Raw genomic sequence first — 12,781 nt, forward strand, 5'->3', positions numbered from 1 at the left:
TTTTATACGAATAATATAGAGTAGTGAGGAGTACTAATTTTGCTCAACCGATTTATTTTCACTCTTGAGTGAGTTTTTATCATAGGTAGTTGGATAGAAGACAATATGAAAAATTACACATTATAAAATTGGCTAGAAGATTTTACTTCTAGCCAATTGGAGATAATAGTTAATTACTCTACAATCAGTTGATCATTTAATTCTTTATCCTCTTTTTTAGGAGTTTGAACTAATTTTTTCTCCAAGGGGGGAGCATCGGCTTGAATATAAACTATTTCATTTTCCTGAAATTTCGGATCTTGTCGTAAGCTTTTTATTAATGAGAAACCCATAATTCCTAATAGAATCGAGATAGGAAAACCCGCAATAATACAAGCTGTTTTTATAGCCGTTAGACCGCCAGCTAGTAGTAGTCCTCCACCAATTAAAGGAATAATAGCACTCCAAATCAGCCGAATTCCGATTGATGGGTCCGTTGCACCAGAAGAATCTAAGAAACAAAGTACTAATATTCCAGAGTTAACTAAGGTAATCACATGAATGGCTAATAGTAAGCAAAGTAAGGCGCTGAGAATGATTTTAGTATCAGAGTTTGGAGTGAGATGGTCAAAGAACACGAATACCGCTCGTGCTGGATCTTGTTGAGTCGCTTCGGTGATAGTGAGTTCGTGAGCTGGAACTTTATCGACTGATGTACTAGAAGGGATATTCGTAACAATTGTTGAAGATGTTTGTTGGTGGGAAGTTTTCTCTATTTTCAGTGCGGCCCCACCAAATGCGGCTATCCAAAGAAAAGTAAGTAAAGTGGGGGCTGCAAGTGAGCCTAAAATAACTTGGCGAATGGTACGCCCTTTTGATATTCGGGCAATAAATAATCCTACAAATGGCGCCCAAGTCATCCACCACGGCCAATAATAAGCGGTCCATGAGTTTTGCCAGCCAGAATCTTTCTGAGCATCACTCCATAAACTCATCCCAATAATATTCTGTAGATAGTCACCAATACCTTCAAAAAAAGTATTCAAAATGTAACTTGATGAACCAATAAAGATAATAGCAAATACTAGAATGTAGGAAAGAACCATATTACCTTCGGCAATAATTTTAAATCCTTTACTTATTGCAGATAAAAGTGAGAGAGTTGCTAGGGCACAAAGTACTAGTACTAGGATTAATTGGATTTTCACATCCATACTAATACCAAAAGTATGATTAAGGCCTGTATTTAGCTCAAGAATCCCCATACTTAATGATTGGGAAATACCAAAAGCGGTAATGATAATAGTTAATGTATCGACTATATCTCCAATTGGACCATATATTTTTTTCCCAATTAGAGGGTATAAGACTGAGCGCATTGCGAAAGGTAAGTCTTTACGATATGCAAAATACCCTAAAGCAACAGCTACTAAACAAAACAGTCCCCATGGGTGTAGTCCCCAATGGAAAAATGTTAACTGCATTGCCATACGGGCTGATTCATCAGATAGCCCTTGAGTAAAAGGATTACTAGCATAGTGACTGATTGGCTCAGCTACAGACCAAAACATTAGGCCAATTCCCATACCGCATGAGAAAAGCATACATATCCAGGCCAAATTACTATATTCAGGCTTTTCGTTATCTTTTCCTAATTTTATTTGTCCAAAACGACTCATACATAAGTAAAGAAGAAATACTAATAAGCTTGTGGCTAGTAACAAGAGATACCATTTTGCATTTTGTAATAAGGTATTAGATATCAGTTGAAAATATTCACCTGCCTGTTTTTCCTTAAAAATGCAAAAAGCAATAAAAATGAAGAGTAATAACTTCGAGACAATAGTAACAGTTGGATTAAGCCCTTTCATGACTCCTGTTGTTGTACGCATAACTACTCCTTCGATGCGTTTCCAACAGCTAAAAAACGATTAGCTGCTTAATACTAATATTACAGAGTAGTAAGGTGGCAGAAGATAGCTCAACTGATTTATTCTCACCAACTAATGAGTTTTAGTCATGAGTAGCAATTGTTTTTATAAAAATTGTAGTAACTAAATCTGTTTCATACGTATGAGAAAAACTCATATATGCCTAGCTAAAAAGTCGTTTGTCGGATGAATCGATATTTAACACAATCTCTAAAGAAATAGCAGAGTGTGCAAATCATCTCAACGCAGGGAGTTCTGCGTTAGTTTTAAATATATGGAGATCATCAGATGAATAGTCGAGTTAGCCAGCAATTAATTACGGTTCAGCAAGTCGATAACGTTTTGAATCCTATTACTGAATCAAATGGTATGCCAAATTTAGCATATACCAGTAACGAATATTTTAATTTTGAACGTGACAATATTTTAAGTAAAACTTGGGTGTGTATTGGTTTTGCTTCAGATTTACCTAAAAAGAGCTATGTGAAGCCTGTTAATTTTATGGGCATGCCTTTGGTAATGATGCGCAATCGCGAAGGAGAAATCCAAGTTTTCCATAACGTTTGTAGCCATCGCGGTATGATTTTGGTGCAAGAAGAAGGCACTATTGAAGGTGTGATTCGTTGCCAATACCACTCTTGGAGTTATGACCTAAATGGTAACTTAAAAGGTACTCCACATGTTGGCGGAATTAACCAACATAAAGATGAACGGTTTAAATGTGAAAAACATGGTTTAAAAGCTCTCCGTTCAGCAATCTGGATGGATATGGTTTTCGTCAATATCTCTGGTGATGCACCAACTTTTGAAGAGCATATTGCGCCGTTGGTTGAACGTTGGAAGCCTTTCTTGGGTGAAAACGGTTTAGAGCTTATTCGTAGCAGTAAAGTAGGTTCAACTTTTGAGTTACCTGTAAAAAGTAACTGGAAACTTACAGTTGAAAACTATTGCGAAGCTTATCACTTACCATGGGTACACCCAGCATTAAATACGTATTCAAAACTTGAAGATCATTACAACATTATGTTCGAAGATCGTTTTGCTGGTCAGGGTAGTTATAAATATAACTTATCAGCTACGGCGGGTACGCATTTACCAAAATTCCCAAGCTGGCCAGAAGATCAACTTCGTCATGCTGAATATGTAGCAGTGTTCCCGAACGTATTGTTAGGTATTCAAGCGGATCATGCATTTGCAATGATGATTGATCCAATCGCTCCAGAACAAACAATTGAAAAATTACGCTTGTATTACGTTGGTGATGAATCACTAGACGCTAAATATGATGCATGCCGTGAAGCAACTTTAGAATCATGGAAAGTTGTATTTGCTGAAGATGTGTTTGCAGTTGAAACCATGCAAAAAGGTCGTCATTCACCTGGTTTTGGTGGTGGAGTTTTCTCACCTGAAATGGATTTACCAACCCACTTCTTCCAAAAATGGTTAGCAAGCCAAGCTAAAAAAGCATTGGAGGCTTAATATGCAACATTACCTCAACTATGTTGATGGACAATGGCGAGATGCTTCTCGCCAATTGGAAGTTATCAACCCTGCAACTGATAAGGTTTTTGCAACAGTTGCTCGTGCAAGTGTAGAAGATGCAGATGCCGCGATGGCAGCCGCTCGACGTTGTGTGAATAGTGGTGCTTTAACTGATGTTCGTCCTGCTAAACGTACAGCGTGGATGTTAAAAGCGGCTGAGGCAATTCGTGAAATTGCTGAAGAGGGTGCATTAATCCTGTGTCGTGAAAATGGCAAAAATGTTGATACGGCACGTGAAGAGTTCGATGAGGCAGCACGCTATTTTGAATATTACGCGGGTATGGCAGATAAAGTTGAAGGAATTTCAGTACCTTTAGGTAAAGATTACATTGATTTTACTTCATATATTCCTATGGGTGTATCAGTTCAAATCGTACCTTGGAACTTTCCTGTCTCAATCTGTGCACGCTCATTAGCACCTGCTTTAGCAGCAGGTAATGCAGTTGTAATTAAGTCACCTGAAGTTTCACCTTTAGGAATGGTTTTACTCATCAAAGCTATTGAGAAAGCTGGTTTTCCGCAAGGTGCAGTGAACTTGCTTTGTGGTAAAGGTTCAGAAGTTGGTACTCATCTTGTTAAGCACCAAGATACCAATCAAATCGTATTTACCGGTTCAGTGCCAACAGGTCAACGCATTTTGAAAGATGCGGCTGAACGTGCGACGCCTTCAGTAATGGAATTAGGCGGTAAGTCAGCTGCAATTGCTTTTGCTGATGTTGATCTTGAGCAATTACTACGTAGCGTTAAAGTTGGGATTTTCTATAACTCAGGTCAAGTTTGCTCAGCGATGTCTCGCTTATTAGTGCACAGCAGTCGCTATGAAGAAGTTAAAGCTGCCGTAGTTAATCTTGCAGAGAGCTTAACTGTAGGTATTGGCGAAAGTAATGCCGAACTTACTCCAGTTGTATCTAAAGAGCAGCAACAACAGATTCTTGCCATGATTGATAAGGCACGTGAAGAAGGTGCCAATGTTTTAACAGGTGGGAAGGCTGCAGATCTAGAAGGTTACTTCGTTCTGCCAACCATTATTGAAGCAAAAGATGATATGTCGATTGCTCAAGAAGAAGTGTTTGGTCCTGTAATGGTGATCATGCCTTTTGATGATGAAGACCAAGCAGTTGCAATCGCAAATGGTACGGACTTTGGACTTGTTGCTGGTGTATTTGGTGAAAATCTGAATCAAACACTTCGAGTAGCAAACCGACTTATTGCTGGTCAAGTCTTTATTAACGAATGGTTTGCTGGCGGTATCGAAACACCATTTGGTGGTGTGGGCTTATCTGGTTTTGGTCGCGAAAAAGGGCAGGAAGCCATCTACAGTTATGTTCAAACTCGCAATATCGGTATCCGTTTGAAACATGGCGTGTAATTTGTAAGAAATAAGGGAAATAGACAAGATGAGAAAGTGGTTATGTATTGTCTGTGGCTGGATCTATGATGAAGCTAAAGGCTGGCCTGATGACGGGATAGCTCCAGGAACAAAATGGGAAGATATTCCAGATGACTGGATGTGTCCAGAGTGTCAAGTTGGTAAAGCTGATTTTGAAATGCTCGATATTACTGATATTGAGGATGAGGAAATTCCTGTAGTAGCTGCAGCTCCAGTGATTGAACCTGTAGTTATTATTGGTAGTGGCCATGCCGGCTATCAAGTGGCTTCAACTTTACGTGCACAATCTCCAGACTTGTCTATTACCGTATTTACTGCTGATGATGGCGCTTTATACAGTAAACCAGCTTTATCTAATGCTTTAGCATTAGGTAAAGACGGAGACAGTTTAGTTCGCGAGACTGCTCTTAGTTGGGAACAACGTTTAAATATCCGCGTTTACCCACATACGAAAGTAACTCATATTGACCGTGCCAATAAAAAGCTTCAAACCACTATTGGTGATTATCCTTACGGCAGACTCGTACTCGCAACTGGGGCAACACCAGTTGTAATTCCAATAGATGGTGATTCGACGGCAACACTAAGCGTAAATGATCTAGCGGATTACCGCCGTTTCCGCCAGCAATTATCAAATAAACAGCATGTCACAATTCTTGGTGACGGTTTGATCGGCTGTGAATTTGCCAATGATTTAGCTGCACATGGCATCAAAGTTACGGTTGTTGGTCTTGGTAAATGGGCAATGGAACGTCTTATTCCAGAACCTTTAGGTCATGCTCTACAAAATGCTCTAAGCCAGTTAGGCGTAGAGTGGAAATTACAAAATAGTATTCGTTCTATTCAATCTGAAAACGGTCGTTACCAGTTAACACTCCAAGATGGTCAATCATTTGAAACCGACTTGGTATTAAGTGCAGTTGGCCTGAGACCAAATATTGCACTTGCTCAAGCAGCGGGTCTTGAGACTGCACGTGGTATTTGTACTGGACTTGATCACCGTAGTAGTGATCCAGCAATTTTTGCTTTAGGTGATTGTGCAGAAGTGAACGGTCAGTGGGCACCTTATATCAATCCAATCACGCAAGCCTTACCAGCTTTAGTTAATAACCTTTTAGGTCAGTCATCTGATGCGGATCTGAAATCAACACCAGTTCTAGTAAAAACACCAATTTTGCCACTTTCTGTCTTGCCAGCAATGGGAACAGGTGAGTGGAAAGTGGAACAACATGACGGCGAATTAGCTGCGGGTTTCTACAATGAACAAGGCAAATTAACAGGCTTTGCCTTACTTGGTCGCCAATTACAGCACCATCGTAGCGAGTGGCTTGAAAAACTAAATTCGTGTCCATCCACAGTTTAAGTTAAGGGAATAACAAAATGATTGCTTTACCAAATGATGATAGTACCTGTGGTTGGTATGCGGCATTACCTCCAGCAGGTCCTGCTAAAAAGTTAATAGGTCCACAAAAAGCTGACTATGCCATTATCGGAGCAGGCTTTGCAGGCTTAGCAGCAGCTCGCAGATTAGCTGAACTCAAACCGAACGCCCGTATTATTTTAGTTGATGCACAACGTGTAGCAGAAGGCGCTTCAGGACGTAACTCAGGGTTTGTAATTGATTTACCGCATAAATTTGCTTTATCACATCCTGATCCTTCGCATAAGCAAAAATTATTGAGTCTGAATCGATCGGCAATTGCTCAATTACAAGGCTTGGTGGAGCGCCATAACATTGATTGCCAATGGTCTGCAGCCGGTAAATATCAAGGTGCTGTAGGTGAGCGTGGTGAAGCGCATCTCAATCATTTTGAGCACCTAATGAAAGATTTAGGTGAACCATATCGTTGGGTCGAAAAAGCAGAACTTAAAAAAGTTTTAGGTACAGATTTTTATAGCCGTGCGATTTTTACTCCTGGTTCATATTTGATGCAACCAGCAGCTTTAGTGCGGGGTATGGGTGATCACTTACCAGACAGCGTTGAGTTATTAGAGCAATCACCAATTCGTAGTTTGCAAAAAACTAATAACCAATGGCTTTTACAAGGTGATCATGGATCAATCACAACACCTAAAGTCCTACTTGCGACGAGTATTTTTACGCGTGAATTTGGTTACTTGAAGAACCGTTTATTACCAGTCATGACTTTTGCGAGCTGGACACGTCCATTAACTGATCAAGAAATGAAAGTTTATCGTGGTGAGTTGGATTGGGGGCTTACTCCAGCCGATCATGCAGGAACAACGTTAAGAATGACAGCTGATCGCCGTATCTTAATTCGTAACACTTATAAACATGTACCTAAATATGGTGCAAACATAAACGATGATAATCGTCGCTGGATACAAGAAGATCATCGCAAAGCATTTTTAGATCGTTATCCAGATTTAGCGAATGTTCCATTTACCCATACATGGGGTGGTGTTTACGCTATTTCTCGTAACTTCACTAACTTCTTTGGTGAGTTAGAAGACGGCGTTTATGCGAGTGCTTGTGACAATGGTGTAGGAGCAGCATGGGGCACAATTTCTGGAACGCTATTGGCTGACCTCGTTGTTGGTTCAGATTCCCAAGCTTTAAAAGATATTCAATATGTCACTGGTATGCCTAGCTTAAATCCACCAGAACCGTTCTTAGGTTTAGGTGTTAGAACACGGATTAGATTTGAAAAATGGCGCAGTCGTAGTGAATTGTAAGCGGGAGAAATAGATGAAAGAAGTAAAATTAGTTGATAGCGCTCAACTTGATTTTAATTTACGTGGCGAAACACCAGACGGCACTGCTTATGTGGCAAGAGCATTAGGAGCTGATGTTTCCCCAAACATGGGTATTGGTTTTGCACGTTGGGAAGGCGCGGAAGTAAGTTGGAAATTACTTTATGACGAAGTCATTTTTGTAATCGAAGGCTGTTTTGAACTCACTGCTAATGGTCATAAATATGAAGTTCGTCCGGGACAAATGTTGTGGATTCCTGAAGGAACCGAACTCATTTATGGTGGACATGCGGTATTTGGTTACGTAGTACATCCAGGTAACTGGAAAGAATTGCACGGAATTGCATAAAAGAAACGACCCATATTGTTCAGGAAAAGAATAATGTGGGTCGTTTTTTTCTTATGAGAACATAGCTCTGAATTAGGGCTAAGGCGAATTAACGAAAATTTTAAATTTCAGGAGCTTCTCCTGAACAGGGAAGTATTGTCTGAAAAAAATAAGCAGAGGACAGGAAAGGTTTTCTGCAAATCTTCATTTAAACAAGGATTTGTAAATGAGCAAAGTCTATTTAACACTTGGATTTGGATTAATTTCGGTTGGAATGGCATTACCTGCTTTTGCCGGAGTAACTTTTGGAGATCCTAAAAGTGATACGGGTGCTTTAACAATTTCAGGTGCTTTACGTGGAAATTATCAAGATAAGGATTACGGCGAGTCTGCATCAGACCAGAAAATAAAATTTGATGCAGCTATTTTAAGACTAGGTTATGAGTCACCCGACTGGTTTGGAAAAGTCGAATATCGTTGTTATCAATACGATAAATTCTGTGATTTCTCGACTCTAGTTTATGGCTATGCTGGTTACCATTTAAACGCAACAGATCATATTACTTTAGGTGTGCAACCCATTCCTTTTGGTCCAGGTCGTTTTTGGGATAGCAGCTTTTACGCTGGTATTAACAACACTATGGGTTTGCAGGATGCTTCTAATCTAGGAGCAAACTATCACTTTGAATTACCGTCTGCGACTAAAGTGGATTTGGCTTATTTCGCAACTGATGGCGGTAACTATCACGGGACTAGTAAAGACTCAGCGCGTTATACGGCTAATGTTGTCACCTCATCTGATCCAATCAAAACCAACCTTAATGAAAAAAACATGTGGATGGCACGTGTAGATCAAGATCTTAAGTTTTTAAGTACAGATGATCTCAAGGTATCGGTTGGGGGAAGTTATTGGTATTCAGACATTGAGAATAAAAAAACTTCTGCTGATGGTACGAGAAATACATGGGCGCTATTTAACCGTATTAAATATAAGAATCTGAATGTCGTGTTAACTGGAGGGCGACAATCGATTAGTAATAAAGATTCATTGAGTTCAGCTAGTTCAACTTTTGGTTCATTTGATGGTGAATATGACATTGCCAACAAGGGTTATTTCTACACAGTAGACACGAGTTACACCTTTAAGAATGTTAAAGATTCGCTCAATGTTACGCCGTATGTTGTTTTTAGTGGTTTTAACAAGAAAGAAAATGGATTTGATGACTCTCAGCGCAACATCGTTGGTGTGGCGTGGGACTATAAAAATATTTCTTTATATACCGAATATGTGATGAGTAAAAACGATCCGTTTGTTGGCGGCAATGGTAGTTCTCTTGCAGCAGGCGATGATGGGAAATGGAACAAACTCTTAAATCTAATGTTGATTTATAGCTTTTAAAAGGATTTAGCAATGGAACGCTTTGAAGGCAAAGTTGCTCTTGTAACAGGTGGTAGTACAGGGATTGGTAGTGCTATTTCTCAACGTTTGGCTAATGAAGGCGCAACGGTATTTACCGTGCAACGTCAAGAAAACAATACTTTCAATAGCATAACAGCTGATTTATCCAATCCTATTATGCCAGCGAAAGTAATTCGTGAGGTTATCCATCGTGCAGGCCGACTTGATCTATTGATTAATAATGCAGGCATGATGAAAGAACTATCTGTTGAGGATATTCCGCTAGAAGTGTGGCAGAAACATCTCAATCTTAATCTTACTGCGCCATTTCTATTAATTAAAGAAGCTATACCTTATTTACGTATTTCACGTGGGAATATAATAAATATTGGATCTATAGAAGGGATGGCTGCGAATCCTTTACACGCAGCTTACTGTGCCAGTAAAGCTGGACTTGCTGGTTTAACACGAGCAATAGCTATTGATCATGGGCATGAAAAAATTCGCTGCAATCTGATTGCTCCAGGGTGGATTGATACGGAACTAAACAATGAATTTATCGGTAATCAACCAGATCCAGAAAGTTTTCGAAATCAAATTAGAAAAATTCATCCTCTAGCACGAATAGGTCTGCCAAGTGAAGTGGCTAATTTAGTGGCTTTTTTAGCTTCTGAAGATGCCTCATTTATTACGGGCCAGACTTATGTAGTTGACGGAGGAAGGATGGCTAAATTATCACTTCCATAAGCATTTTCGAAATAAGGATTTTTTAATTTTTCAGGGAGTTTTTTAAAACTTCCTGAAATCGTTTAAGGATAATAAAAATGTCATCACCATTTATCAGTACATTTATTCTGTTTTTCTCACTACTTAATCCATTCCTCATGAGTATCTATATGATCGGTTTAATTCGTCATACAGAAACCAGAGTGTTTAATAAGGCTTTGATTCAAGGAGGACTGATTGCATATGTGGTTTTTCTCTTATTTGCATGGGGTGGAGAAGCAATTTTTAATCGGTATTTAAATGTAAGGTTTGAATCATTTCAGATTTTTGGTGGCCTGATTTTTCTAGTGATTGGATATCGATATGTATTTCAGGGTGCCGATACTATTGGTGAAATGCGAGGAGCGCCTGAACATTTGGCTGGGACGGTCGCTATGCCTTTTATGATTGGTCCGGGAACAATTAGCGCAGCTGTAGTGACAGGCATGAGTATGTCTCTTGTAGAGGCCGCTATAGTGATCGCCTTAGTACTATTTCTAAGTTGTAGTGTTTTGATAGCAATGAAATTTTCTCATGATCACTTACGTTATAGCCATGCCAAATACATTGATCGTTATTTTGATATTGTAGGCAGGTTAGCCGCTTTATTAATCGGAACAATCGCAGTCGATATGATTGTGAACGGTGTTACACGTTTGATTGATAAAGTTTGATAAGAGTAAACGTCACAGCCATATACGATGGCTGTGACTAAGAAATTAAGAAGCTAATTTCGCTTGGTTATGTTGAACATGGTTTTTTCGAATTGAGTACCAGCAGATTAACGACCCTAAAGTAACCGTTAATGCACCATACCAAAAATTGATTGTTAAATCGGAGTTCAAAACAAAAGCTGAGAATGCTGATGAAAAAATTGGAGAAAAATAAGAAAGCATAATCAAAACGGGCATGTTGCCTTTGATAATACCAATATTCCAAGCCAGATAGCCCATAGAGAAAAAAACAGCATTAATTAAGACGAATATATAGCCGTTAATTCCATTTACATGAGGTAGGTGAAAACCTTGAGTAGAGAGAGTAAGAATCCATAAAGCTATAGCAGTTAAGATAAAATAAAGTGATACAGCATTAGTTCCATTGCTTTGCTTTTTGGTATAGATACAATAAACGGCCCAAAGAATAGCTGCTAAAAAAATGAGTAGGTAACTAATCGGGTTTTTTAAAAAGTTATCAATAAAGTTTAGGTTTGGATGATAGTTAATGATAACTATACCTGCAAAACTTACGATTACTCCTAATATGGTCATTAAGTTTACTTTTTCTTCTTTTAATACTGCCAACATAATAATAATGAGAGTTGGCCACATATTAAAAATAATATTCATCTCAATCGATTTTTCTGATGAATTTGCTAGAGTAATTGAAAAGGCAAAACACAATTCAAAAACGACAAAAAGCAAGCTAGATAAAATAAGAAATTTCTTTGAAACCTTTTTTAAATCGGGTAGACCATATGTTAAGAACAAAATAATAGCACTGATGGTGTATACGTAAGTCACTGTATAGATTGGACCAAAACTTTCTGTAGAAAGCCTGAGTAAGCCGACTAAAGTGGACCAAAGTAATAAAGCTGAAACACCGATTAGGGTTGAGATTTGGCGGCTCATACGATAGACCCGATTAAAAAATTAATCATAATTTTTAAATGGGCACTTTAATAGTTAATCGAGCACGATAAATAATCATGAGTTAATGACTTTTTATCATTATTAAAAATAGATAATAAAAATACTTAAAATATATTTTTTGTAATTTAATTATTAGCTTTATTTTCTTTTAAGCGTAATAAGCATCACACCAAAAATATTAAGAAAACAACCTAGCCATTGGATTGTATTTAAATGCTCGTTTAAAAGGAAGACTGAAAAAAGAATAGTAACAATAGGGCTAATGGATGAAATAATAGCGGACTGTGTTGCTCCTACGTACTCTATACTCAATATCAATAAGAGTGTGGGTAGAACAGTAACGAATAAACCTAAACAGATTCCGTACCAAATAACTTGTACTGGTAAAGAGGTAAGTAGCTGTACAGGATGACTAGTCACAACTATAAAATGTATAAGAGTACCTATACAAGCTGCTGATAAAGATAGTCCCGTTAAGTTCCATGAACCAAATTTTTTGATTAATGGCGGGGTAAGTAAGAGGTAGCAAGCAAAAGCAACTGCACTAGCAAATACTAAACTTGCTCCAAACCAGAAGTTATGTTGATCTGGAAGCGTTTTTTGCTCTTGGAGCATCACAATGACTGTTCCACCGTAACTTAAGATAAGTGCAAATAACGTTTTTGAACTTAATTTTTGCTTGAGGATAAAACTTGATGCCAATACGGTCATGGTTGGATATAAGAATAAAATAATTCGTTCTAGTGATGCCGTAATAAACATGAGTCCATAGAAGTCGAGCCAGCTAGAAATGTAATAGCCTAATAAGCCAACAGAAAGTAAATATAGAATATCTTTTAGCTTGATATTGCGATTTTGATGGCGACAAAACCAACAGATAACTAAAAAGAAGGGTAGAGCAATGCCCATTCGGATAGCCATTAGAGTAATGGCATCTAATGACGGAGTAAGGCTATATGCCTGTTTTATGAAAATAGCTTTACTGCTAAAAAGAAATGCAGAGATAAATGCAAACAAGGCACCAAGTTGAATTAAAGAAATATTGAGCTTCATGGAACCTTGCTGCATGAATAAAGAGTGTTT

11 protein-coding genes and 1 pseudogene are annotated in these 12,781 nt (G+C 38.4%); 9 read left to right on the forward strand and 3 right to left on the reverse strand.

Annotated features, from left to right (window positions below; all coding sequences use genetic code 11):
• Positions 1–173: 173 nt before the first annotated feature.
• Positions 174–1,871: a BCCT family transporter gene (locus tag HLV59_RS05205; protein ID WP_171429461.1), complete on the reverse strand. Its 1,698-nt coding sequence runs from the start codon at positions 1,869–1,871 to the stop codon at positions 174–176.
• A 327-nt stretch (positions 1,872–2,198) separates the two neighbouring features.
• Between HLV59_RS05205 and HLV59_RS05210 the strand changes: the two genes are divergently transcribed.
• The 9 genes and pseudogenes from HLV59_RS05210 (at position 2,199) to HLV59_RS05245 (ending at position 10,723) form a co-directional block, all read left to right on the forward strand.
• Entirely contained in the window at positions 2,199–3,389 is a 1,191-nt protein-coding gene (locus HLV59_RS05210; protein ID WP_016140397.1) for an aromatic ring-hydroxylating oxygenase subunit alpha, read from the forward strand.
• Position 3,390: 1 nt separating this feature from the next.
• A complete protein-coding gene (locus HLV59_RS05215) occupies positions 3,391–4,821 on the forward strand; it encodes an aldehyde dehydrogenase family protein (protein WP_171429462.1) in 1,431 nt (476 codons plus the stop codon).
• 28 nt (positions 4,822–4,849) lie between these two features.
• A pseudogene (locus tag HLV59_RS18630) lies at positions 4,850–5,011 on the forward strand (rubredoxin); the annotation flags it as partial.
• Positions 5,000–6,205 carry an NAD(P)/FAD-dependent oxidoreductase gene (locus HLV59_RS05220; protein WP_228721997.1) on the forward strand — a complete coding sequence of 402 codons (1,206 nt, stop codon included), beginning with the start codon at positions 5,000–5,002 and terminating at the stop codon, positions 6,203–6,205. The pseudogene HLV59_RS18630 and the gene HLV59_RS05220, both read left to right, overlap by 12 nt.
• A gap of 17 nt (positions 6,206–6,222) precedes the next feature.
• Positions 6,223–7,539 (forward strand): NAD(P)/FAD-dependent oxidoreductase, encoded by a 1,317-nt coding sequence (locus HLV59_RS05225; RefSeq protein WP_171429464.1) that lies wholly within the window; start codon positions 6,223–6,225, stop codon positions 7,537–7,539.
• A gap of 13 nt (positions 7,540–7,552) precedes the next feature.
• Positions 7,553–7,906, forward strand: coding sequence for an ethanolamine utilization protein EutQ (locus HLV59_RS05230; RefSeq protein ID WP_003650499.1), 354 nt, complete (start codon positions 7,553–7,555; stop codon positions 7,904–7,906).
• A gap of 205 nt (positions 7,907–8,111) precedes the next feature.
• Complete coding sequence (locus HLV59_RS05235) at positions 8,112–9,284, forward strand: hypothetical protein (protein ID WP_171429465.1); 1,173 nt, start codon at positions 8,112–8,114, stop codon at positions 9,282–9,284.
• A gap of 12 nt (positions 9,285–9,296) precedes the next feature.
• Positions 9,297–10,031 carry an SDR family NAD(P)-dependent oxidoreductase gene (locus HLV59_RS05240; RefSeq protein ID WP_171429466.1) on the forward strand — a complete coding sequence of 245 codons (735 nt, stop codon included), beginning with the start codon at positions 9,297–9,299 and terminating at the stop codon, positions 10,029–10,031.
• Positions 10,032–10,108: 77 nt separating this feature from the next.
• A complete protein-coding gene (locus HLV59_RS05245) occupies positions 10,109–10,723 on the forward strand; it encodes a MarC family protein (protein ID WP_171429467.1) in 615 nt (204 codons plus the stop codon).
• Between the two features lie 45 nt (positions 10,724–10,768).
• Here HLV59_RS05245 and yddG read toward each other — a convergent pair whose 3' ends face one another.
• Complete coding sequence (yddG, locus tag HLV59_RS05250; protein WP_171429468.1) at positions 10,769–11,677, reverse strand: aromatic amino acid DMT transporter YddG; 909 nt, start codon at positions 11,675–11,677, stop codon at positions 10,769–10,771.
• Positions 11,678–11,836: 159 nt separating this feature from the next.
• The gene (locus HLV59_RS05255; protein WP_216606757.1) at positions 11,837–12,751 is read right to left on the reverse strand and encodes a DMT family transporter; all 915 of its coding nucleotides are present in this window, start codon (positions 12,749–12,751) and stop codon (positions 11,837–11,839) included.
• Positions 12,752–12,781 lie beyond the last annotated feature (30 nt).

Source organism: Acinetobacter lactucae (assembly GCF_013122135.1).
Lineage (GTDB): Bacteria > Pseudomonadota > Gammaproteobacteria > Pseudomonadales > Moraxellaceae > Acinetobacter > Acinetobacter lactucae.

Coding starts and splice junctions, on each gene's coding strand:
- HLV59_RS05205 (WP_171429461.1), bottom strand. CDS start 1,871: ATGCGTACAACAACAGGAGTCATGAAAGGGCTTAATCCAACTGTTACT.
- HLV59_RS05210 (WP_016140397.1), top strand. CDS start 2,199: ATGAATAGTCGAGTTAGCCAGCAATTAATTACGGTTCAGCAAGTCGAT.
- HLV59_RS05215 (WP_171429462.1), top strand. CDS start 3,391: ATGCAACATTACCTCAACTATGTTGATGGACAATGGCGAGATGCTTCT.
- HLV59_RS05220 (WP_228721997.1), top strand. CDS start 5,000: ATGCTCGATATTACTGATATTGAGGATGAGGAAATTCCTGTAGTAGCT.
- HLV59_RS05225 (WP_171429464.1), top strand. CDS start 6,223: ATGATTGCTTTACCAAATGATGATAGTACCTGTGGTTGGTATGCGGCA.
- HLV59_RS05230 (WP_003650499.1), top strand. CDS start 7,553: ATGAAAGAAGTAAAATTAGTTGATAGCGCTCAACTTGATTTTAATTTA.
- HLV59_RS05235 (WP_171429465.1), top strand. CDS start 8,112: ATGAGCAAAGTCTATTTAACACTTGGATTTGGATTAATTTCGGTTGGA.
- HLV59_RS05240 (WP_171429466.1), top strand. CDS start 9,297: ATGGAACGCTTTGAAGGCAAAGTTGCTCTTGTAACAGGTGGTAGTACA.
- HLV59_RS05245 (WP_171429467.1), top strand. CDS start 10,109: ATGTCATCACCATTTATCAGTACATTTATTCTGTTTTTCTCACTACTT.
- yddG (WP_171429468.1), bottom strand. CDS start 11,677: ATGAGCCGCCAAATCTCAACCCTAATCGGTGTTTCAGCTTTATTACTT.
- HLV59_RS05255 (WP_216606757.1), bottom strand. CDS start 12,751: ATGAAGCTCAATATTTCTTTAATTCAACTTGGTGCCTTGTTTGCATTT.